Raw genomic sequence first — 23501 nt, forward strand, 5'->3', positions numbered from 1 at the left:
TTCGAAGTTGAAGTTTTTTCAAGCAAAAAGCCCGGCATATGCCTGCCGGGCTTCCTGAGTTCAGCGGTCAGAGACGAGAATATATGCTGCCTTTACAGGTCCGTGCACTCCCACAACTAAATCCATTTCAATGTCTGCTGAGTTGCTCGGTCCGGTAATGTAGTTGATACATGAAGGAACAGTGACACCGTCCGCAATGTTTCGGCGGATGATATCACTGGCTTGTGTCATTCTCGGTACAATGCTTGATTTCGGCACGATCGCAATATGAGTCGTCGGCAAAAGGCTGACAGATCGGCCGATGTCTTTTGAGGAGAAGAGGACAACCGTCCCCGACTCAGCCAATGTAATTTCGCTGAATGTAATCCCTACATTGGCTTGCTCCGCTTTTTTGATATTTTCCTCGCCTTTGTCAGCATCCCACTCCCAGACCGGCGTTCCTTCACTCGGCCAGTCCTTGGTGAGCAGGCTTTTCAGTCCGTATTCTTCAAAGCGGGGGTCCTTCGGAATGATGACAGGGCCTCCGGAAAAGCGGCTGACTTGCTCGCGCAGGGCATCATAAAGGCCGGTTGAATCCGTTTCAATCAGCTCTGTATGGATTTTGACACAATGGTTTTTGAGCACTGTGACTAAGTCATCCGCTGAATATCCTTCAAGTGTTTTATATTGCGGCTGATGCGCCCATTCAGGGACTGCCACGCCTCCTGTTCTTCGTTCACGGCCCAGGCTGGATGCGATTCGATTTAAAAAGCTCTCTTGATTCTGAATGGTTCCCTTCGTCATCACTGCTCCTCCTTCGTGCGTTCACTTGTTTCTCTGTCCGCAAACCAGTCTCTGAATCTCGATTTATGCGGTGCCGGAAAGTCGCGGATCTGGGTCCAATTTTTAAGCGGGCCGGGCCCTTTCGAAATTTTTTCGTCCTCTGTAAAAGGCGTCATGGCGGCCGGCGCCCATTTTGAGCCCATTTTGTAAAGCGATAAGGAGGATGCGCCAAGTCCGAATGCTTTCATTGCAAGCTTTTCACTGATCGGCGCTCTGCCTTCTTTTTCGACGATATTCTGACGATGCTTGAGTAGCAGCTCATGAAGCGGGATTTTGACCGGGCAGGCTTCTGAACAAGCAGCGCACAGTGAAGACGCGTACGGCAGCTCCTTATAATCGTCATAACCGCCGAGCAACGGCGATAAAACCGCTCCAATCGGCCCCGAGTAGATTGAGCCGTATGAATGTCCGCCGACATGGCGGTACACAGGACAGACATTGATACAGGCGGCACAGCGGATACATTGCAGCACAGACTGGAATTCCGTTCCAAGGATATTGGATCGTCCATTGTCAACGATGACAAGATGGAATTCTTCCGGACCGTCCACTTCACCTTCCAGCTTCGGACCCGTCAAAGCTGTAATATAGCTTGTCAGCCGCTGTCCGACAGCACTTCTTGTCAGCATGCTGACAAGCACTTCAAATTCAGAAAATGACGGGACAATCCGCTCCATTCCCATGACGGTAATTTGTGTTTTCGGCAAGGTGCTCACAAGCCGTCCATTTCCTTCATTGGTCACAAGGCTGACGGAACCCGTGTCAGCGATGGCGAAGTTACAGCCGGTAATGCCGATATCCGCTTCCAGAAACTTTTTCCGGAGAATGGCGCGCGCATGCATCACCAGCTCTTCCGGTTTTTCTGTATGTTGATAGTCCAGTCTTTCTTTAAACACATCGCGTATCTGCTCTTTATTTTTATGAAGGGCGGGCGCTACGATATGTGACGGCGGATCGTGATCATCAATCTGCAAAATATACTCCCCGAGATCGGTTTCTACGACTTCACAGCCTTCCTTCTCCAGCACCTCATTCAGATTGATTTCCTCTGTGACCATTGATTTAGATTTCACAATTTTCTTCCCGTTCTTCTTTTGAATGACATCACGAATATAAGAAGACGCCTCTTCCGCTGTTTCCGCGAAATAGACATGTCCGCCTCTTTTCGCCACATTTTCGGCAAGCTGTCCAAGATAGAAATCAAGGTTTTCAAGGACATGCTGCCTGATTTCCTCTGATAATGAGCGCCACTCCTCCCAGTTTCCCAGTTCTTCTGCTGCCTCTAGGCGCCGCGTCCGCAGACGCTCCTGTGCACCCGAAACAGCGCCTCTCATAAATTCATTATCAATCCCCTGTGATACCCGCTCTTTAAAAGCGTCAGTACCGATTTTCATCGCCATGATCCTTTCCCCCTCTGAATCCAGTTTTATCTGCTGTTGAGCACTTCGGCGATGTGCATCACTTTGACATTCTTATCTTTTCGGCCAAGCCGTCCCCCGATATTCATCAAACAGCCGCAGTCAGCACCGATCAGCACCTCTGCTCCCGTTTCCTCCACACATTCGACTTTTTCATCGACCATCTGCTCAGAAATCTGCGCCATCTTGACGGAGAACGTTCCTCCGAATCCGCAGCAGTTATGTTTGCCCGGAAGCTCTGTAAACTGCAGGCCCTTCACATGGCTCAACAGCTTCATCGGCTCCTCCCGAACACCCAGCAGCCTAGTCATATGGCACGACGTATGTAAGGTCGCTTTTGTATGAAGGGTCGCGCCGACATCCTCTACTCCAAGGACGTTCACAATAAAATCTGTCAGTTCATACGTTTTATCCGCCAGCTTTTTCGCTTTATCGGCCCATTTCGGATCATCCTGAAACAGGTGCGGATACTCCCGGAACATCGTTGTACAGGAACCGGAAGGACTGACAACATATTCGGAATCCTGAAACGTTTCGATCATCCGTTTCATTGCTTTTTTGGCGTCATGTACATAGCCGCTGTTGTATGCCGGCTGCCCGCAGCAAATCTGCCCTTCCGGAAAATCAACCTCGCACCCAAGCCGCTCCAGCAGCTCAACCGTTGCTTTTCCGACATTTGTTTGAAACATATCAACAAGACAAGTGACAAAAAGTGAGACTTTCATGATGAACCCCTCTCTCATCCCCAATATATGATCAGGTCATCTGATGACCTGAGTTAAAATAACTATATGAATATCGTACACTATTCTGACAATGGAAGGAAAGAGTTTTCTAGGGATATTTTCATTTGTGGCATATCAAAAACACTCCCGATCTCCCAGGAGTGCAGCATATGGTTAAATCCAGCCCTTTTCCTCAGCGATGCTGGCGGCTTCTGTCCGATTTTTCGCATTAAGCTTTTGGATGATTTCTGAGATATAGTTTCGAACTGTGCCTTGAGATAAATAGAGCTCAAGCGTAATGTCTTTTGTTGTCTTGCCTAAAGCCGCAAGCCTCAGAATTTCTTGCTCTCTAACGGTTAGCGGATTTTCGTCTCGCATCATATTAAACGTCAGCTCAGGGCTGAAGACACGTTTTCCCTTTACACATTTTCGAATGGCATCGGCCAGATCGTCAATTTCGCCGTCTTTCAGCAGATAGCCATGTGCACCGGCCTTTACGGCGCGTTCAAAATATCCGGGGCGGGCAAAGGTGGTTAAAATAATGACCTTGCTGACGCAGCCTTTTTTCATTAATTCCTCTGCCACATTCAGCCCGCTTCGAACCGGCATTTCAATGTCCATAATGCATACATCCGGCTCCAGCTTCAAAATAGCATGTAGCGCCTCTTCCCCGTTTAATGCTTGTCCGATGACTGTCATATCCTCTTCTAAATCAAGCAAGGATCCCAAAGCGCCTAAAAGCATTCGCTGGTCCTCAGCAATAAACAGACGAATCATTCTTTTCGTCCTCCAATCATTCTGCTTTTTTAATAAGCGGAATCGTCAGTGCCACAACCGTTCCGTTATGATCTGAAACCGTTAATCCCCCTTCAATGAGCATGAGCCGTTCTTCCATTCCCTGCAGGCCATTCCCAAACATTTTCTCCTTCGCCGCTCCCTTTCCGTCATCCCGTATCACGATCCTCATTTTGTCAGCAAACTGAGAAATGGTGATGGCACAGTGGGTTGCTTTGCTGTGCTTGATAATGTTAGTCACGGCTTCCCGCATACACATACTGATAATATTTTGAGTGACGGGAGATATCGCTGAAAAGTCGTCGGCTCCTTCGTATTGAAAGGTAATGTTCCCCGCTCTTAATATGTGCTGCATGTTTACGAGCTCCTCTGTTATCGTGACCGTTCTCATATCAGAAACCAGCTCTCGAACTTGCTTGAGTGCGGAGCGTGAACTGGTTTCCATTTCTTTTGCCTCAAGCTTGGTCCGTTCTGGATCAGATGCAGCCAGCCGCTGAATGAGCTGGCTTTTTAATGTAAGCAGCGACAGGGTGTGGCCAAGAGTATCGTGAAGATCACGGGCGATTCGAACACGCTCCTCTCTTTTAGAGAGTTCTTTTATCTGTTCGTTGGCTTGTGCAAGCTTAGCTTCAAGCTCAATTCTCCGAAACATAGAACGAATGCCGAATGGAGAAATGAGCATAATGACGAGAAACGGGAGAACAGAAAAAAGCTCCCGAAGCGAGACCGAATTCGCGATAAATTGGTATAGGCATGGAAAAAGCAGTATAAAGATTAAAGCGCAGAACGCACGGTTAAAATTCGTTTTCTCTTTGTAATAACCAACAAAGTTTGCCGGGAAAAAACCTAAGTATATATAGGTAATATTGTAAAACACACTATATATCAAAATAACCGCCATTTGCACGATAAGCCAATATGTAAACGAAGCTTTGCCCACGCTGCAGAATAACTGGCGATATGCCGCTACAAAAAGGAGCAGCATGCCATATCCGATCCCCTGTTTGACACCTGATTCTTTTAATAAAGAGAGGAACGGCATAATCGTATACACCAGAAAGATATAAGGGAAAAACCCGAATTCCTTCGGGAAAATAGATATTGCCTTTTTCATGTATTACACCGCTTCTTGTTTTCTTCTTATATATTTAGATAGTAGCATGAAGAGCATCATATAAGCGATTAATATCAGAATATTTTTCCAAGTCGGACTCCCACCCCGGACAAGTTCCCACGCTCCGCTCCCGAAATGATAAGACGGAAGCCACTGGCCAATGCTCTGCATCATGTCAGGCATGACCTCAAACGGCATCCACATCCCTCCGCCTAAAGCCAGCAGCATATAAAGCACATTACTGATTCCGGCCGCTGTTTCTACTTTTCTCATGAGGCCGATTAGTGTGCCTAATGCTAAAAAAGGCAATGCGCCAAACAAAATCCACAGTCCGCTCATCATCCATTCAAACGGTGACAAGGCAATATCATTGATGATTGCTCCGAACAAAAATATGACGGTAATCGATAAAACGTGAATGACACTTTGGCCGATCATCTGAGCTGATAAATAGATATGATCCTGAAGAGGCGTAAGGCGGATAAAGGCGGCCCAGCCTTGTGACCGTTCTTGTACCATTCGGATGCCAAGCGTCATGATAGAGGAACCCATCACGCTGAAGACTGTCATCGACATCAGGTAATGGGCTTCCCATGCACGTTGATCAGGAACGTTGGTATTCACTACATTTGTAAAGAGATAATAAAAGGCAATCGGCATGATCAGAGACCAAAGCACAAAGTACTTGTTCCTAAGCACCCTTTTCATTTCAGCGATGCTTTGCTTTTGCAGCATGTTCACTCACATCGCCTCCCTGTTGCCGTCAGCCAGCTGGCGAAATGCATCATCGAGCGTCGCTTGCTCAATTCGAATATCTCGTGCTGGGATGTTTTCTTGAAAGATCAGCGCCAACACTTTGTCTGTATTTGATGTCTGGATGATGGTTCTCTCATGCTCGTGGATCATTCTCTCGACTTCCGGGTGACAAGACAGCCTTTCCAATGATTCACTTGGATGAAGCGTAAAGGAAACAGACTGTTTTTGCATTCTTGAGCGGATTTGCATTGGTGAGCCGTCTGCAACAAGCTGTCCTTCAGTAAAAAATAGGATTCGCTGTGCGGCATCGTCTGCTTCCTGTAAATAATGAGTTGAAAAAATAATTGTTTTTCCTTGGTCCGACAGTCCGTGAATGGTCTGCCAGAATCGGTGTCTTGATGAAGTGTCCATGCCGACTGTCGGTTCATCAAGTATAAGCAGCTCTGGGTTCCCGGCAAGAGCCAAAGCAAAGCTCAAACGGCGTTTTTGTCCACCGGATAATTTTTCTGCTCTTGTTTTCAAATCTTCTTTGGTGAGTGCTGTTAACGAAACGAGTTCTTTCATGGACAATGGATTCGGATAATAGCTCCGGAAGAGTTCAAGAATTTCATCCACCTTAAGGCCCGGCATGACACTTACTTCCTGAAGCATTACACCTATTTTTTCACGAACCTGTTGATCATCGGGAACCTGGTTAAATAGTTTGATTTCTCCCTCACTCGGTTTCAGCAATCCTAATATCATAGAGATGACGGTCGTCTTCCCTGCCCCATTTGGCCCGAGAATGGCTGCAATTTCTCCTTTTTCAATACTGAAGCTGATGTGGTTTACAGCGGTTTTTCGATGGAAATGTTTTGTCACGTTGCTTACTGTTATTGCTTCTTTCATCACATGAGCACCTCCTGATCGTTTACATTGATTGTAAAATGACGGAGAAGACGATGTTAGTATGGGGTGTCATGATGATGAAGTGACAAATGTCATTTTCTTACTCACCCCGGTATCTAGGCAATCCTCCTCCTGCATCTTCCAATTCATCCATCTTTTCTATCTCCCATGTCCTCTTTCTTTTAAACTGCTGTGACATTCATAGAAAGATACACTCTTCAAACCATCCGAGTGTTATGATAGAAATATTGAACTTTATATTACTTTCCGGCTGAAAGGAGCCAATCATGAACGAAGCGATTTTGTCTAGAAATCATGTGAAGGTGAAAGGCAGCGGCAAAGCATCTATCATGTTCGCACCTGGTTTTGGATGCGATCAAAGCGTGTGGAATGCCGTGGCACCTGCCTTTGAAGAAGATCATCGGGTGATTTTATTTGATTACGTCGGTTCGGGACATTCAGATTTGCGCGCATATGACCTGAATCGTTACCAGACACTTGACGGCTATGCCCAGGATGTTCTTGATGTTTGTGAAGCTTTAGATCTGAAGGAAACCGTGTTTGTGGGTCACTCCGTCGGGGCCTTGATTGGGATGCTTGCATCCATCCGCCGCCCGGAGCTTTTTTCCCATCTGGTGATGGTGGGGCCTTCTCCTTGCTATTTGAATGATCCGCCTGAGTATTACGGAGGATTTGAAGAGGAGCAGCTCCTTGGCTTGCTGGAGATGATGGAGAAAAATTATATCGGCTGGGCGACTGTATTTGCGGCAACCGTTCTGAATCAGCCAGATCGGCCTGAAATTAAGGAAGAGCTTGAAAGCCGTTTTTGTTCTACTGATCCTGTCATTGCCCGCCAATTCGCGAAAGCGGCGTTTTTTTCTGATCACCGAGAGGATCTTTCGAAGGTAACGGTTCCCTCTCTTATTCTCCAATGTGCAGATGATATCATCGCACCTGCAACAGTAGGTAAGTATATGCATCAGCATCTGCCTTATAGCAGTCTGAAACAAATGGAGGCTCGCGGACATTGCCCTCATATGAGCCATCCAGATGAGACGATACAGCTGATCGGCGATTATTTAAAAGCACACGTGTGATATAGGAACGAAAGGGATAGAGGTGACCCTCTTAGATGGACAAACAATTGAATGATGCACCATGCGGTTTCCTCGTTTTGTCAGAAGAGGGGTCGATCATAGCTGCCAACCGCACCCTTATCAAGATTCTGGATTATGAACCGGAGCAGGTTATCGGCCAGCACATGAATATGATGTTGACCATTCCCGCACAGCTTTTCTGCCAGCTTTATTTTTTTCCGCTTTTGAAATTGGAGCATCACATCGAAGAAATATACATTTCCCTGAAAGCAAGAGATGGAGAAGAAATTCCCGTCCTTATCAATGCTATTGCGAGACACGATAGCGGGGCTTCTGTCTTTGATTGTGTTCTGATTCCAATGCGAAAGCGAAATGAATATGAAAATGAGCTGCTGATAGCCAGAAATGAGGCTCAGGAAGCTTTGCTTGCCAAACAGAAAGCCAATGCGGAGTTAGAAATTGCCTTGGAAACGCTGAAAGCAAAACAAGAAGAACTTCTTGAGATCAATAAACAAAATCAACAATTTAAATTAAACACCAAAAGAGAGCTTGAACTCGCCAGAAAGATCCAGAAAAACTCGTTGACTGAACCGATTGTAAACGATCAGGTTCAGATTGACTCTTATTACAACGCATCGAGTGAATTGTCAGGTGATCTTTACGGATATTATCAAATCGATGAACACCGTTACGGCATTATTATCCTTGATGTGATGGGGCACGGAATTTCATCTGCATTGATTACGATGTCTCTTCATCCTTTGTTCCAGCGCCAGATCACGCAAGGTCTCAGCCCCGTTAAAGTTATGAAGGAATTGGACCGGCACCTTCACAGCTTGTTTCAAAATGATGAGGAAGCAAGACATTATTGCACTGCTATTTATCTCGAGATTGATATAGCACGGCAAAGAATTGATTATGTCAACGCAGGGCATCCGCCGGCACTTTGGCAGGACGATAGCGGAACTCAACATCTGCTTCACGCGACCTCGCCTCCGATCGGGATGTTTGAAGACTTAGAGTTTCAGTCAAGCAGCCTTTCATACACGGAGGATGGAAGATTGCTTCTGTATACGGATGGCGTGATGGATCCTACGGCTTCATGTTATTTATTTGATTTACTAAAGGATCATCCTGATTCGCCAATCGCTGACCTGAAGGAGAAAATCCTTACATCACTGCAGCATCAAAAGGAAGCTCATCATAAGAGTGATGACGAATGTTTTATATTAGTTGATGTAAAATAAAATGATCCATGAGACATAACAATGATTTGTTACATCTCATGGATTTTTTTGTTTCAGCGTTTCTTTGGAATATGTCCTGACTCCGCATATTGAAACACCTGCAAGGAAGGCAGCGGGTGTCCATTAAAATCAAATAAAGCTTGATTATCTACAGCACTTCCCCCATACCACTTCCCGGCGTCTTCAGGGTCGTATTCAGCAGCATAGCTGGACGCCCACCCTGACCCGTATGTTTCCCATAACACTTTGTTTTTCTCTATCTGTGTCTTCGGCCCGACTGGAATCCACGCCGGCTCCCAGTAGAAAACACCAAGTCCTGCTTTGCCCGTATTCGCCACTGCCTCCATTGCATCTCTTACTGCAGTTGCCTGGCCTTGAACAGAAATTGGATATGGCAGCGTCTGCCCGCTTTTTGGTGCTGTATTTCCATGCCCATCGCCATCCTCAGCGGTATAGGTGTACGATGTCTCCGCCACCATGACTTTTTTGCCGTACGTATTGGCAACAGCCTTCAGCACGGAGGTCAAATTTTGTAATGTGCCATGCCAGAAAGGATAATAGGAGCTCGCAAACACATCATAATCCACTTTGTTTTTGCTGAGTGTTTCCGCAATAAATGAATACCTTCCAGCCGTTTCAGGATTGGTAAAATGCAGGGCGACCAAAATATTTGAATTTGTCTCCCTGACCGCTCGGCTTCCTTCATTAAATAATTGGCACATCTTCGTCCAATCAGTCTCACCGGCAAATCCTCCTGTTGTTTCATTTCCGACCTGAACCATGCCGATGTCAACGCCTTCCTTGATCATCTTTTGCAGGCTTTGTTTCGTATACTCATAGAGCCTTGCTTTTTTTGCTTCAAAGCTGAGATTCGCCCAGGCTTTGGGCACCTTTTGTTTCGCTGGATCGGCCCAGAAATCAGAGTAGTGAAAGTCGGCCAGCACCTTCATTCCGTTCGCTGTCGCTCTTTTTCCGATTTCGATGGCTTTTTGAACATCATTGTTTCCCCCGCCATATCCATTGCCATTTGAATCATACGGGTGATTCCAGATGCGGACGCGAACATAGTTGACCCCAGCCTGTTTTAAGGTTGTAAAGATGTCCTGGCGTTTTCCGCTTGTATTGTAAAAGGTGACACCGCTGTTTTCCAAAGCAATAACGCTGGACACATCTGCCCCTTTGATAAAATCCTTGTTCATCCCCTCTACTTTTTTAACAAAAATATCCTCTTCCCGAAGCTTTGACACGTGCTTCTCCTTCTCAATGGCAGCGGCATATCCTGTTGAACTACATGCACTCCACACGATGGCAGCCGCAAAGAACATTTTCACTTTGCTTTTCATGATTTCATCCCCCCAAGACTTAGTAAGCGGTTTCATTCTTATAGAAAAAAGAATCCGCCCATATCGAGCGGAGCATCAGCCTAATGTGTGTTTACGACAATTCTCACTTCATACTTTTCCATCGTCAGGTCGCCTGACAATATGTCTCCTGTCATTATGTCCTTCACACTCTGGTCAAACGTGACCAGTTGTTTTTCTTCCGTAAAGTTCATCACAAAAATATAATCATTGTCCTGATCCTGCCTCGCTTGTACGGAGACGCCTTTTCCGTGCCGAACCGGAAAAACTGGAGAAAGAGACAGGTCTGTGATCAGACCCTCATAGAAATCACGCTGAAATTGATCCTCCAAACGCGCGCCGATAAAATACGCCTTGCCCTGCTGATACTCATGGCTTGTGACCGCTGGCGTGCGCGCATAAAAATCTTCTTGATACACCGCTTCCACTGAAGCTGTCTTTACATCAATCACGGTTGCATAATCCTTCATTTCATATATTTGGCTGCGGTAGCTGACAGCGTTTCGATCCTTCGGATACAGGGTGTCCGTTTCAAGAGGCTCAACTCCAAATATAGCTTGAAGATCCGGATGCCATCCGCCTGTGTATGTTAAGTCATGCTCATTCACAACCCCGCTGATATACGTCATGACTAAGGTGCCGCCGTCAGCCGTAAACGCTTTTAAACGGGAAATGGTGTCCTCGCTGATTAAATACAGCATCGGGACGATCAGCAGTTTATATGGTGAAAAGTCTTGTTCTTTCGTGATGACGTCGACAGGGATATCGTGTTCCCAGAATGTGCGGTAATGCTGCTGAAGCGTTTGCGGATAACGTTTTGTCGCCTTCGCAAACCCCTGAGCATCCTCGAGCGCCCAATGATTTTCCCAGTCATATAAAATCGCGGTTTGAGCCGGCCTCTTTGTTCCGACAACTTCCGACAGCCGTTCCAATGTCTCGCCTACCTTGGCCACTTCTTGAAAGACGCGGTTCTTCGGGCTATTGTCATGATCCACAACCGCTCCGTGTAATTTTTCTGATGACCCCCGTGATTTGCGGTATTGGAAATAGAGAACGCTGTCCGAGCCGTGGGCAATCATTTGCATGGATGACAGCAGATTCATGCCCGGGCGCTTTGCCTTGTTGACGTTATGCCAATTGACCGCGCTTGGCGTACACTCCATTAATAAGAAAGGCTGCTGTTTCAAGCTTCGGTACAGATCATTGATAAAGCCGACCTTCATCGCCAAATCAGCTGTGCTTTCCCAGTCATTGTGCCAGACAGGATAAGCGTCCCAGCTGATGGCATCGACATGCTTTGCAAATTTGCTGTAGTCGAGGCCCTGATACGGGATCAAATCCGGTGTGTCAGCCATAAAATTCGTTGTGATAGGGATATCAGGCGTCAATTCTTTCAGCGGAATGATTTCATTTTCATAAAACGAAATCGTTTGATCGGTGACGAACCGGCGCCAATCTAAATTCAGGCCATGCAAGCCATTTTCACCGATCGGCGAAGGGCTTTCAATTTGTGACCAGTCATTGAACGTATGGCTCCAAAAAGGGGTCCACCACGCATGGTTCAATGTCTTGAGGCTGTTGTCATATTTCGATTTCAGCCACTCCCGGAAAGCATGCTGGCATAAATCACAGTGGCAATCTCCCCCGTATTCGTTTGAAATGTGCCACATTAACAGCGCCGGGTGATGTCCGTATCGTTCTGCTAATAAGCGGTTGATGTGCCGTGTTTTTTCTCGGTAGACTTTAGATGTGAGGCAGTGGTTGTGCCTTCCGCCGTGCAGCTGTTTGACGCGGGAGGCATTGACGCGCAAAACTTCCGGATAGGTTTGCGACAGCCAGGCCGGACGGGCTCCGCTCGGCGTTGCTAATATGACCCGGCCGCCTATACTGTGAATCCGCTCAAAAATATCATCCAGCCATTCAAATTGATATACACCCTCCTCCGGCTCAAGTGCGCTCCATGCAAAAATGCCGACAGAAAACGTATTCGTATGAGAAAGCTTCATCAGTTTGATATCGTCAGCTAAAATATCGGGCCGATCCAGCCACTGATCGGGGTTGTAGTCTCCCCCATGGAGCATAAATTTCGCTTCGGTTACGTGCGTTTTTTCAAGCTTTGACATCACATTCTCCTCCTTTTTCTCTTAGCCCTTCGTTCCGCCTGCGGTTAATCCGGACACAAAATTCTTTTGCAGCATGATAAAGATGAGGGCAACCGGTATGCTGATAAGCAGGGCTCCGGCCGCAAATGTCGTATAGCTGGCCCCCATGACATCATTCACTAAATTGAATAGACCGACGGGCAATGTATATGATTCAGGCGTTCTCAATATGGTTGAGGACAGCACAAAATCTCCGAGCGGACCGGTAAAGCCGTTCATGGCCACGACTGCCGCCATCGGTTTTGATAATGGCAGAATGATCTGGAAGAAGATTCTGGTGCTGCTGGCTCCGTCAATCTTGGCGCTTTCGTCTAAATCCATCGGAATGGAATCCATGTACCCTTTCATCAAATACGTATTCATCGGGATCAGGCCGCCGATATAAAGCAAGATTAGCAGCCAGTGGCTATTGATCATTCCCAAGATTTGCGCCAGCACAAACAAGGCAATTAAAGCCGAAAACTGAGGAATCATCTGCAGCAATAAAAAGAGCGTTAAAGCGTATTTCCTGCCTTTGAAGCGAAAGCGCGAAAACGCATAGGCTGTAAACGTCACACAGAGCAAAGACCCTGCCATTGTAAACAGGCTGATCTTCATTGAGTTGACATACCACTGCACATATTGAAGGCTTTCTTTGCCCGCAAATAATTCCTTGTAATGGTCGAATGTCGGATGCTTCGGAATGATGGATGTACTGATTAAGCTGTTGCCAGGGTTAAAGCTTGCGCCTGCCGTCCAAAGGAGAGGATAAACAATGATGACCGCCATAAAGGCTAGCAACAAGTAAGAGAAAAGGAGACGGATATATTTTCTGACTTTCATATCTGCCAGCATACCTTATGCCCCCTCTTTAAAAGACTTTGTCTGTCTGAATTGCCACAATGCGATGGAGATAACAAATACAGATAATAAAATGGTTAAAGCCGCAGCAAGAGAATATTGACTGGACTGCATTGTCAATTTATAAATCCATGAAACGAGGATATCTGTCCCGCCGGCTGTTGATCCGGTTACAGCCGGACCTCCGCCATTGAATAGATAGATAATATTAAAGTTATTAAAATTAAACGTAAACTGGGTAATGATAATCGGAGCCATTGCAATGAACACCATTGGAAGCGTGATGTATCTCAACTTTGAAAAGACAGAAGCGCCATCAATCGTAGCTGCTTCATACAGATCGTCCGGGATGGATTGCAATACGCCTGTTGAGACGAGAAAGATGTACGGAAATCCAAGCCAGCCCTGCATGAGAATCAATGCAAGCCTCGACCAATTGGCATCTGTCATCCACGGAAGCGGATCTATCCCGAAGAAAGCCAAGATGTCGTGATTCATCGCACCGAAGCTATCATTAAACAGTCCCGCAAAAATTAAAATCGTCACAAAACCGGGAACGGCCCATGGCAAAATCAGAATCGTCCGGAAAAAACGTTTAAACCGAAGGTCTTTCTGGTTAACAATGATCGCGAGAAAAATCCCCAAGCTGACTTGCAGTGTGGATGCAGCAAGTGTCCAAACCACCGTCCAAGCCAGTACATCAAAAAAAAAGTCGACCTCCAAATATCAACTGTGAAAATATTTGCGAACGTTTGAAAACCTACCCAATCAATTAATTTTGCAGGAGGAGAATGATACAAATCATAGTTTGTAAACGCTAATGCAAAGCTGAATAAGATAGGAAAGATCACGGCGAAAATTAAAATAAACAAAGATGGGCCGCTGACGACATATGGATAGCCCTCAGAAATGATATGCTGGTATTGTTCCTTTAAGGAACTTAATGGCTTGTTTTCATCACGCTGTTTTCCGCTTTGGAACGCATCGCGAAGATTTACATAATACACCGCAAGGCCAAAGCAGGTCACGATGACAGCAATAATTCCTTCCGCCAGCAGAAAAACGGAATTATCCCGCGGCACTTCTGTTCCCAGTGTAAAGATTCCCCAAAACCCCATATTGAGCAGATCTCCAAAGACCGCAAAAAACGATGCGCCTAAGAAAAGAAAGACAATACCTTTTATCCATTGCTTGTTATAAAATTGCCCGAGTCCCGGAATGATAGAAAGCAACAAAGCGACTTGACGATGCTGCACCGTTTTCACCTCTCTTACAATACAAATCTAGCTTCCTCTTTATTTTCCGCTGTGCTTTGCCTTAATTTGTCCTTTGGCGGTTTCAGCGGCTTGATCCAATGCTTGTTTCGGATCCGCCTTCCCTGTTGCAACCGTCTGTAATGCTGAATCAGCCGGCGTCCATATTTCATTCATTTCCGGAATATTTGGTGTTGGCTCTGAGAAACGGGATTGTTCAGTAACTGCCCGTGCCGCCTCGCTTTTCATAATAGCCGGGTCATTGGCTAGGGATTTCACAGCAGGAACTTCTTTCGTTTCTTCATATCGTGTTTTAGAATTTTTTTCATTTGCCAGGAAAACGGCTAATTCTTGCGCCAGCTCTGCATTCTTTGAAAATGCACTGACGTTGTAGCTTTTGACGCCGATAAAGGAGCTCATGTTTTTCCCATTTTCCAGCTTCGGCAGTTTCGTAATGCCATAATTGATTCCTGCTTTTGAAAAAGCTTCTACATTCCATGGGCCAGAAATAATTGCGGCGGCTTTTCCTTCTGTGAACAGCGATTCCAATACGTTAATCCCTTGTTCTCCAATAATGCCAGCCGGGAACAAGCCATCTTTGTAAAACTTCTGCATCAGCGCCGCACCTTTGACAGCGCCTTCATTATTGATTCCAATGTCTGACGGGTTATAGCTGCCGTCTTTGTCCTTTCCAAAGATGTAACCGCCGTATCCGCTCATTACACTTTCCGCATAATAAATTTGATCGAATAAGGCTAAAAAGCCAAATTTGCTACCATCAGCAGTCTTTTTGGAATAGTCGTACCACTCTTCCAGCGTTTTGGGCAATTCCTTTTCGGAGATGAGATCTTTGTTGTAAAAAAGGACAGTCGTTTCGACCGCTTTTGGCAGTCCATAAAGCTTTTGATCTACCATTTGAGACTGAATGGAAGCGTCAGTATAAAGTGATTGAACGTCTTTTTTGACATGTAATTCCTTGAGTAATCCTTCCGTGACAGCGGTTCCGATTTGGTCCCCTGGCATTGTTAACACGTCAGGGCCTGTGCCGGCCGGTCCGTCCATTCGCAAATCTTCAATCTGCTTGGCATACGGTTTTTCAACGACTTTGACCTTCACATCATGCTCTTTTTCAAACGCAGCAACGGCGTCTTTAATGCCGATGCTCTTTTCTTTATCCTCCCATACAACAAGCTCTGATCCTTTTGAACTCGATTTGGCGCTGCTGCTTTCCTTTGGGCCGCAAGCCGCCAAGGATAAACTGACAGCTGCGCAGAGCATGAATACGGAACACTTTTTTGCCATTTTCATTGATTGTCACCCTTTCGGTAGGAATGAAAGCGCTTTAAAGATAATATAGCACGCCTGAGAAAATGTGTAAACAAACTTTTTACCTTCTATAGTAAATTTTTTTACCTAAATAAAAAATGACTTAGTGTCCTAAGTCATCCTTAATTCATACTCTTCCTGACGATTAATTCTGCGCCCACATATAATGTTTTTACCGTTCTTCTCTTGTCCTGCACTTGTTCAAGCAGTAATTGAACAGCATTTTTACATAATTCATGTATATCAATATGAAACGTCGTCAAAGGAGGCGAGACATACTTCGCGAAGCTGATGTTGTTGATACTCACAATGCTTACCCTGTTTGGTATGGCAATTCCTTTTTCGTTCAGGGCTTGCAGACAGCCCACTGCAATCGGGTCCGCTGCAATCATAAAAGCAGTCGGAAGCTGATCGCCTAATGTGTCGATAGCTGCTGACATCAGACGGTAGCCGTTTTCTACAGAGAATCCGCGATGACAAAAAATATAGCGCTCGTCCAGCATGGCTTTTTCCCTCATATAGGATCTGAAGGTTTGTTCACGGATGTCCATTTCATCCTGATTGGTATTCGGATTTTTGTATGTGCCGCCAATAAAACCGATGCTCTTATGCCCCTTCTCAGTCAGGATGTTTACCGTCTTCCTTGTCATTTGTGCCAAATCTGGCCTTACCGAGTCAAAATGATCGGGATCAGGAGTTGAATCGATGAACACGCCATTTTCAGTGAGATTTCTGAGGAAAGCCAGCTCTTCATCTGAAAATGTGCCAACGGCAATAAACCCTTCCGTATGTTCAGGAATGCTCTCGATTCCATCCGCTATTTTATAAGTGGTCATATCAACATTGAATGCTTTCGCCAGTTTCTCTACTTCTAATCTCATCGTTTTAAAATAGACATCTTCTAATTCTTCTTTATCTGTCAGCCAATATAAAAACGCAATATGTTTTACCAGCGGCCTTACTGTTTTTTTGCGGTAATTGAGTTTCTCCGCCGCTTCATAGATTTTCTCCCGTGTCTCATCAGGAACAGAAAGGCTTTCATCGTTATTTAAAACGCGGGAAACGGTTGAGATTGAAAATCCCGCTTCCTGCGCGATATCTTTAATTGTCGCCATTGCATCTGCCTCCATTATTCAGCTCGCATTGTTTTAGTAAAATATTTTACTTTCTTTTTCGCAAATGTCAAGTGCACAAAGCCCTCTGGCTGCCTCATGTAAAAAGACTGAACCATTTGCGGCTCAGTCTCAGTTGTTCGTATCATTCGGAACCGGCGGAATTGCCCGGGAAATGAGTTGGTTATTGCACATTTTCCTCGAAATATCCCGAAAGCACATCTTCCACATTCGTCAAATGCGCCAGCATGGCGGCTTCCGCCTCTGCACCGTTCCCGGCAGCCACAGCATTGTAAATCCGTTCGTGCTCCTCATACAGCCGCTGAACGGAGGTCTTCTTGGAAAACAGCCAGATTTTCCTCGTTTCCCTCATTGTTTCCAGCAGCAATGATGACACGTGATTCATCAAGTGTTTAAGAAGTTCATTTTGAGAAGCGGTCGCAAGCGCAAGATGAAATGCAAAGTCTGCTTTCTCTCCCAGCTCCCCGTCCGCTTCAATGCTGCCCATTTCCTTCAGTGCATCCTGAATTCTTTCGAGATCTGCTTCTGTCCTTTTTTCAGCCGCTAGTGAAGCCACGCCGATTTCAAGCAGTTTTCTGACCTCGAGCAGCTGCTTGACGTCCTCTTTTTTCATCAGAAGGGCGGCTGAGAGCGGCTGAGAAATTTGATTGAGCTCAAATTCCTTCAGGTACGTGCCTTCTCCCTGTTTCATTTCGACAAGCCCCATCGCTTTTAACGCAGAAAGTGCTTCGCGAACCGCTGAACGGCTGACTTGAAAGCTCTCAGCAAGCGCCTGAACAGAGTCCAGTTTATCCCCCGGCTTTAATTCGCCGTTTTTGATCATATCTAATAGGGCATCCGCTACTTCTTCATATATTTTTTTTGTTTTAATCTGTTTGTATTTCAATGCAATTCACCCCGTAACTTGTAGGTCTGGCTGTTTACGATCTATTATACTCTGTTTTGTGGGCCGCCAAAAGATTTTGACTATTTTGTCAAAAAGTCTTGTACTTTGATTTTTTTCAAAATATAATGCTAGGTAACTGGTCTTATTACCCAGTCATCAGATGATCATATCATCTATAGAAACCGCTTACATATGGCGCCAGTTTATGTTTCAAGGAGGGGTTTGGGATGCAATGGACACAGGCATATACGCCTATAGGGGGAAATTTGCTATTATCAGCGCTTGCCGCACTTGTACCGATTATTTTCTTTTTTTGGGCACTCGCGATTAAACGGATGAAGGGGTATACAGCAGGCTTGGCCACATTGGGGATCGCCCTTGTCATTGCTGTATTGGTTTATCGGATGCCGGCGGAAAAAGCGCTGATGTCCGCGACACAAGGAGCCGTATACGGATTGTTGCCGATCGGCTGGATCATTGTGACGTCTGTTTTTTTGTATAAAATCACTGTGAAAACGGGACAGTTTGATGTCATTCGCAGCTCTGTTCTCTCGATTACTGATGACCGACGGCTTCAAGCTCTCTTGATCGCTTTTTCATTCGGGGCTTTTTTAGAAGGGGCAGCAGGCTTCGGAGCGCCGGTCGCCATTTCTGCCGCGCTGCTGGTCGGTCTCGGCTTTAATCCTCTTTATGCTGCGGGGATCTGTTTGATCGCCAATACGGCGCCGGTTGCCTTTGGGGCGATTGGGATTCCAATTACAGCCGTAGAAGGGCCGACAGGGATTCCGGCGATGGAGATTTCGCAAATGGTCGGGCGGCAGCTGCCGTTTTTATCCGTATTTATTCCTCTTTATTTAATCATCATCATGAGCGGTTTCAGGAAAGCCTTGGAGGTCTGGCCGGCGATTCTCGTATCCGGTGTTTCCTTTGCCGTTGTTCAATATCTCAGTTCCAATTTTTTAGGACCTGAGCTGCCCGATGTTTTGTCAGCTCTTGTTTCAATGGCTGCACTTGCTGTGTTTTTGAAATGGTGGAAGCCGAAAACAACATTCCGGTTTGCCGGTGAACAAGAGTCGGCCGCCTCAATTGAAACGGCGCGCACAAATCCGGCGGCGCCTGCGTACAGCGGCGGACAGATTTTTAAGGCTTGGTCGCCATTTCTGCTGCTGACAGCGATGATTTCCGTATGGGGCATTCCATCTGTCAAATCTGCACTGACCGGGCATTATGAAGGCTCTGCGGTGTTCTTGAAGTGGCTCAATGCAGTTGGAGAAAAACTGACTTTTGCCCCCGGTGTGCCTTTTTTGAACAATCAGATTGTAAATGCTGACGGTACGCCGATTGAAGCGGTTTACAAGCTGGAGGTGCTTGGTTCAGCCGGCACCGCGATATTGATTGCCGCAGTGCTGTCAAAGTTCATCACGGCGATTTCGTGGAAAGACTGGGGAACCGTTTTTAAAGAAACAGTCCAAGAATTGAAGCTTCCGATTTTGACCATTGCTTCTGTCGTTGGTTTTGCCTATGTCACCAACTCCTCGGGAATGAGCACGACACTCGGGATGACACTCGCGCTGACAGGTTCGATGTTTACCTTCTTTTCGCCCGTCCTCGGCTGGCTCGGCGTCTTCATTACCGGCTCGGATACTTCCGCCAACCTGCTGTTCGGCAACCTGCAGAAAGTCACCGCGTTATCGGTCGGTATGGACCCTGTCCTGTCTGTCGCCGCCAACTCTTCAGGCGGTGTCACAGGAAAAATGATTTCGCCGCAGTCGATAGCGGTGGCGTGCGCCGCCGTAGGACTCGCCGGAAAGGAGTCAGATCTTTTCCGCTTTACCATTAAACACAGTCTGTTTTTGCTGCTGCTCGTTTGTATCATCACCTTTTTGCAGCATCACGTATTCAGCTGGATGATTCCTTAAAAAAATCCTCCCGTCTAGGGAGGATTTTATTTATATCGCTTTCTCGCTGCCGATGACGGAATATTCATTTGATCGCGATATTTTGCCACGGTGCGTCTCGAGATTTGGATGCCGTGTTGTTCATACAGCAAATCGACAAGCTTTTGATCTGAAAGCGGTTTTGTTTTGTCCTCTTGATTGATCAGGTCTTCAAGATGCATTTTGACTGCATAATTCGACGCATCTCCCTCTCCTGAAGCCTCGGCTTTTGCTGAGAAAAAGAGTTTCATCTCAAACAGCCCGTAAGGCGTTTGTATTGTTTTCCCTTTAATGGCCCGGCTCACAGTTGATTCATGAAGGCTTAGACAGTCCGCCACCTCTCTGAGAGTCAGCGGCTTCATTGCGCTTCGCCCTTTCAGAAAGAAATCCTTTTGGCGTGTGATCAGTTCATTGATAATTCTCGTGATTGTCTGTTTTCGCTGCCGCAGCGCGCGGCTCAGCCAGCGCCACTCCTGATATTTCGCAGATAAATAGGAGACAGTATCCTGACAGGAGCCGGATGATAAAAGCGTTCTGTACTGCGGATGCAGATCGATCTCGGGAAACGAGCGGGTATTCAGTTCCGCTGCAATGTGCCCGTTTTTTACGGTGATAAAAATGTCAGGCTCAATATACACATCTTGCTCTGGCCGGGCAAACAGAAGGCCAGGTCTAGGATGAAGAGCCGCGATATCATCTGAGATATCTTGAATGGTATGGAGCGGAATTCCCGTCTCTACTGAAAGCGCTTTCCATTTTTTTTGCGCAAAAGCATCAAAATGAGCTGAAATCAGCATTTCCGCTTGTTCATTTCTGTTCGGCAGCCGCTGTAATTGAAGAAGGATACATTCCTGCAAAGATCTCGCACCGATTCCAGCCGGTTCTAATGACTGGAGTTTTGCCAAAACAGCCTCCGTTTCCTTAGCCGATACAGATAGGCGCCGTGCTACCTCCTCCACATCTTCTTCCAAGTACCCGTTTGAATCAAGCGAATGAATCAGATAATTAAAAATCTTTTTTTCAGTGTTGGTCAGATTCATATCGAGTGACTGCTGTTTTAACGCATCCTGCAATGTTTTTTGCGGATTACTTAATTGAAGGCCCGCTTCCTGTGCATTCATCCTGTTTTTGTTTGTTTTATGGTAAGATAGTGGCGGTGTGTCTGTTTCCTTTCGTTCAATAAGAGGGTTTTCCAGTGAGAGCTCATCAATGTACTCGGCGAGTTCTGCCGAATGATAGCCAAGCAGCGTGATGGCCTGCCTGAGCTCCTGTGTCAGTTGAGGCTTTAATACTTGTACTTGCTGAAGTTTCATATCCATCTTGCTCACTCCCCTTTCTTCATTGTACATGATTGAGATCACACCGTATACATTTATGAAAAAGGAGCTGCCAAAGAAATGTCTGAACTTTTTTCCGTCCCTTATTTTATTGAGAATTTAAAACAGCATATTGAAATGAATCAGTCTGAGGATAAAATCCACGCGATGAACAGCTACTACCGTTCCGTCGTCTCAACACTAGTGCAGGACCAGCTGACGAAAAACGCAGTTGTCCTGAAACGGATTCAGCATTTAGATGAAGCATACAACAAAGTCAAACGTGGAGAATCAAAATAAACCTTCCGCTCACATGTGAGCAGGAAGGTTTTCCTTCTTTGAGGCGTGCTGGATGAGACGGGTGCTTGGCACGCCTTCCATCCAGGTATGAAAGTAATTGGCGTTTTTCCCGTAGGAATTATCAATGACCGTGTTTTCTTTTTGAAGAAGAGAAGACAGGATGTGGCCGTGCAACCTCGATGTTTCCACCGATTCGTAACGGCTGAAAAACCGAATCGCTTTTTGGACGATATAATCCGAGTATTTTTCCCATATATACGCAATGGGCAAAGGGTTGCCTGCTTTTTTATTCAAGACGTTCAGCGTTTGGAGAAAAGCAATCGTCCGGCGGTCTGAAGCTGACAGCACCGTGCGCCAGTCGTAGCTTTCCGCTTCTGCGTGTCCCTGAAGCGCCTGGTTTGCTTCATGATCTGTTCGGATAAATCTCAGTTTTTGATTGGACGGCTGCTGCGTGGGAATGACGGGAAACAGCTGATGAGCCATATCAGGCAGAAGCTGAATGTGATTTCTTGAAAAATAAGCCTGTGCCGTAGCATAGGAGGCTTTTTCCCTTGTCATAATGTGAAGGTTCGCATGCTTAGAAAATATCTCTGCCGTCCGTTTGAGGTTGTCTTTGTTTTGAAAATAAATCGATTGCGGCAGGATCACAATTTTGTGGTTCGGATAGGTTTGGACGATTTTCTCTCTAAAGCCTTGATAATACGGATACAGATCCCCGAAGTTTCCGCCTCCCTGGCAGACGATGATGAGATGAGGATCCAGCTTTCGCCCGACTGGAAAATTGTCAGGATTCCAGCGTTTTCTGACCCGAATCCCGTGTTCTTTAAAGAAGGCTTCTGTTCCTTTCATAATAAATAAATCCCCTACATTCCCATATAGAGGATAGTCAGCATATATAATCTCTGATTGTTTCGGTATGACGTCGAGCAGCCCGGACAGTTTCTGTTTCAGGCTGATCATCGAATGCTTGCTGTCCATTTCTTCACCTCGGCAGTTTGGAATAAGTGCAGTAGCACTTCAATGACCCGGTCTTGCTCATCTTCTGTCATATTGGACCCCGATGGGAGACAGATTCCTCGCTTGAACAAATCTTCGCATACGCTTCCTGTATCTTCATGAGAATAAAATAAAGCCGGATCGAATAGCGGCTGGGTATGGAGCGGCTTCCACAGCGGACGAGCTTCAATGTTTTCTTCAGCAAGACGTTGAACTACGTCATATGGGCTGAGCCCGTTATCAAGTGTGAGCGTGGTGAGCCAGCGATTGGATACGCCTGCTGCGTACTCCGGCATAAAGCGGACGCCGTCTATGTGACCGAGCGCATTGTTGTATCTCGTGAAAATGGTCCTTCTTTTCTCCACTCGCTCATCCAGCACCTCAAGCTGGGCAATGCCGACGCCGGCTAAGATATTGCTCAGCCTGTAATTATGACCAATTTGACTGTGTTGATAATGAACAGCCGGCTCTCGTGCCTGCGAAGCGAGAAATCTTGCTTTTTCAATTGCTGCTTCATCATTTGAAACGAGCATCCCTCCCCCTGATGTGGTAATGATTTTGTTCCCGTTAAATGAAAAAATGCCGAAGCGCCCGAAAGTTCCGCTTTGCTTCCCTTTATAGACTGTGCCGAGAGATTCGGCTGCGTCCTCAATGACAGGAACTCCGTATGCATCACACAGGCTTACGATTTCATCCATTTTCGCGCTCTGCCCATATAGATTGACGGCAATCACCGCTTTTGGCAGTGTTCCATTTCTTTTCGCTTCCTCCAATGCTCTTTCAAGGGCTGTCGGCGACATATTCCACGTATCAGGCTCAGAATCAATAAAGACGGGCACCGCTTTTTCATATAGAATCGGATTGGCGGTTGCTACAAATGTGAAGGACTGGCAAAACACGCTGTCACCTTCTTTTACCTCAAGTAAACGCAGCGCGAGATGAATCGCCGCCGTTCCTGAGCTGACCGCAGCAGCTGCTTTTACACCGACTCGTTCTGCCAGCTGTTCTTCAAATGAATTCACGAGCGGCCCAAGCGGCGCGATCCAGTTTGAGCGAAAGGCTTCTGAAATATAGTGCTGCTCCCTGCCGCTCATATGAGGGGGAGATAAGTAGATTTTTTTATGCATAG

20 protein-coding genes and 1 pseudogene are annotated in these 23501 nt (G+C 46.2%); 4 read left to right on the top strand and 17 right to left on the bottom strand.

Going from position 1 to position 23501, the window contains the following annotated elements; genetic code table 11:
* Positions 1-60 precede the first annotated feature (60 nt).
* From lutC to NSQ83_RS17985, 7 genes are all read right to left on the bottom strand, one after another.
* The gene (lutC, locus tag NSQ83_RS17955; protein WP_204551381.1) at positions 61-783 is read right to left on the bottom strand and encodes a lactate utilization protein C; all 723 of its coding nucleotides are present in this window, start codon (positions 781-783) and stop codon (positions 61-63) included.
* Complete coding sequence (lutB, locus tag NSQ83_RS17960; RefSeq protein ID WP_014480926.1) at positions 783-2222, bottom strand: lactate utilization iron-sulfur protein LutB; 1440 nt, start codon at positions 2220-2222, stop codon at positions 783-785. The genes lutC and lutB overlap by 1 nt, the downstream gene beginning before the upstream one ends.
* A 26-nt stretch (positions 2223-2248) precedes the next feature.
* The gene (gene lutA / locus NSQ83_RS17965; RefSeq protein WP_119899768.1) at positions 2249-2965 is read right to left on the bottom strand and encodes a lactate utilization iron-sulfur protein LutA; all 717 of its coding nucleotides are present in this window, start codon (positions 2963-2965) and stop codon (positions 2249-2251) included.
* Between the two features lie 174 nt (positions 2966-3139).
* Positions 3140-3742 carry a two-component system response regulator YvfU gene (yvfU, locus tag NSQ83_RS17970; RefSeq protein ID WP_003228302.1) on the bottom strand — a complete coding sequence of 201 codons (603 nt, stop codon included), beginning with the start codon at positions 3740-3742 and terminating at the stop codon, positions 3140-3142.
* Between the two features lie 16 nt (positions 3743-3758).
* Complete coding sequence (gene yvfT, locus NSQ83_RS17975; protein WP_204551382.1) at positions 3759-4874, bottom strand: sensor histidine kinase; 1116 nt, start codon at positions 4872-4874, stop codon at positions 3759-3761.
* Positions 4875-4877: 3 nt separating this feature from the next.
* Positions 4878-5615, bottom strand: a complete 738-nt coding sequence (locus tag NSQ83_RS17980) for an ABC transporter permease (protein WP_204551383.1) — start codon at positions 5613-5615, stop codon at positions 4878-4880.
* Positions 5616-6521, bottom strand: coding sequence for an ABC transporter ATP-binding protein (locus NSQ83_RS17985; RefSeq protein WP_204551384.1), 906 nt, complete (start codon positions 6519-6521; stop codon positions 5616-5618). It abuts the gene before it with no gap.
* Between the two features lie 284 nt (positions 6522-6805).
* Here NSQ83_RS17985 and rsbQ point away from each other — a divergent pair, with 284 nt between their 5' ends.
* A complete protein-coding gene (rsbQ, locus tag NSQ83_RS17990; protein ID WP_003228292.1) occupies positions 6806-7615 on the top strand; it encodes a sigma factor SigB/phosphatase RsbP regulator RsbQ in 810 nt (269 codons plus the stop codon).
* Positions 7616-7650: 35 nt separating this feature from the next.
* Positions 7651-8862, top strand: a complete 1212-nt coding sequence (gene rsbP / locus NSQ83_RS17995; RefSeq protein ID WP_204551385.1) for a SpoIIE family protein phosphatase — start codon at positions 7651-7653, stop codon at positions 8860-8862.
* Positions 8863-8915: 53 nt separating this feature from the next.
* Here the strand turns inward: rsbP and ganB are convergent, their stop codons facing one another.
* The 7 genes and pseudogenes from ganB to lutR form a co-directional block, all read right to left on the bottom strand.
* On the bottom strand, positions 8916-10205 hold the full coding sequence (gene ganB, locus NSQ83_RS18000; protein WP_204551386.1) for an arabinogalactan endo-beta-1,4-galactanase: 1290 nt from the start codon (positions 10203-10205) through the stop codon (positions 8916-8918).
* A gap of 80 nt (positions 10206-10285) precedes the next feature.
* Positions 10286-12349, bottom strand: a complete 2064-nt coding sequence (gene ganA, locus NSQ83_RS18005) for a beta-galactosidase (protein ID WP_204551387.1) — start codon at positions 12347-12349, stop codon at positions 10286-10288.
* Between the two features lie 18 nt (positions 12350-12367).
* Entirely contained in the window at positions 12368-13219 is an 852-nt protein-coding gene (ganQ, locus tag NSQ83_RS18010) for a sugar ABC transporter permease (RefSeq protein ID WP_204551388.1), read from the bottom strand.
* A gap of 3 nt (positions 13220-13222) precedes the next feature.
* Positions 13223-14481, bottom strand: a pseudogene (ganP, locus tag NSQ83_RS18015) (arabinogalactan oligomer ABC transporter permease GanP).
* 39 nt (positions 14482-14520) lie between these two features.
* Positions 14521-15786: an extracellular solute-binding protein gene (gene ganS / locus NSQ83_RS18020; RefSeq protein ID WP_204551389.1), complete on the bottom strand. Its 1266-nt coding sequence runs from the start codon at positions 15784-15786 to the stop codon at positions 14521-14523.
* Between the two features lie 140 nt (positions 15787-15926).
* Positions 15927-16919, bottom strand: a complete 993-nt coding sequence (gene ganR, locus NSQ83_RS18025) for a galactan degradation operon transcriptional regulator GanR (protein WP_003244199.1) — start codon at positions 16917-16919, stop codon at positions 15927-15929.
* Between the two features lie 181 nt (positions 16920-17100).
* Complete coding sequence (gene lutR, locus NSQ83_RS18030) at positions 17101-17823, bottom strand: L-lactate utilization/bacilysin biosynthesis transcriptional regulator LutR (protein ID WP_173614311.1); 723 nt, start codon at positions 17821-17823, stop codon at positions 17101-17103.
* A 227-nt stretch (positions 17824-18050) separates the two neighbouring features.
* Between lutR and lutP the strand changes: the two genes are divergently transcribed.
* Positions 18051-19742, top strand: coding sequence for an L-lactate permease LutP (lutP, locus tag NSQ83_RS18035; protein ID WP_173614312.1), 1692 nt, complete (start codon positions 18051-18053; stop codon positions 19740-19742).
* Between the two features lie 26 nt (positions 19743-19768).
* On the opposite strand, the gene rpoN is transcribed toward lutP, so the two are convergent.
* Positions 19769-21079, bottom strand: coding sequence for an RNA polymerase factor sigma-54 (gene rpoN / locus NSQ83_RS18040; protein ID WP_198878482.1), 1311 nt, complete (start codon positions 21077-21079; stop codon positions 19769-19771).
* A 78-nt stretch (positions 21080-21157) separates the two neighbouring features.
* On the opposite strand from rpoN, the gene yvfG reads away from it, so the two are divergent.
* Complete coding sequence (gene yvfG / locus NSQ83_RS18045; RefSeq protein WP_003219905.1) at positions 21158-21376, top strand: protein YvfG; 219 nt, start codon at positions 21158-21160, stop codon at positions 21374-21376.
* A 9-nt stretch (positions 21377-21385) separates the two neighbouring features.
* On the opposite strand, the gene NSQ83_RS18050 is transcribed toward yvfG, so the two are convergent.
* Positions 21386-22354, bottom strand: coding sequence for a polysaccharide pyruvyl transferase family protein (locus tag NSQ83_RS18050; protein ID WP_198878481.1), 969 nt, complete (start codon positions 22352-22354; stop codon positions 21386-21388).
* A complete protein-coding gene (locus NSQ83_RS18055; RefSeq protein ID WP_198878480.1) occupies positions 22333-23499 on the bottom strand; it encodes an aminotransferase class I/II-fold pyridoxal phosphate-dependent enzyme in 1167 nt (388 codons plus the stop codon). Before NSQ83_RS18055 ends, NSQ83_RS18050 begins: the two co-directional genes overlap by 22 nt.
* Between the last annotated feature and the right edge of the window lie 2 nt (positions 23500-23501).

It is taken from the genome of Bacillus sp. PS217, from assembly GCF_037963535.1.
Taxonomy (GTDB): domain Bacteria; phylum Bacillota; class Bacilli; order Bacillales; family Bacillaceae; genus Bacillus; species Bacillus subtilis.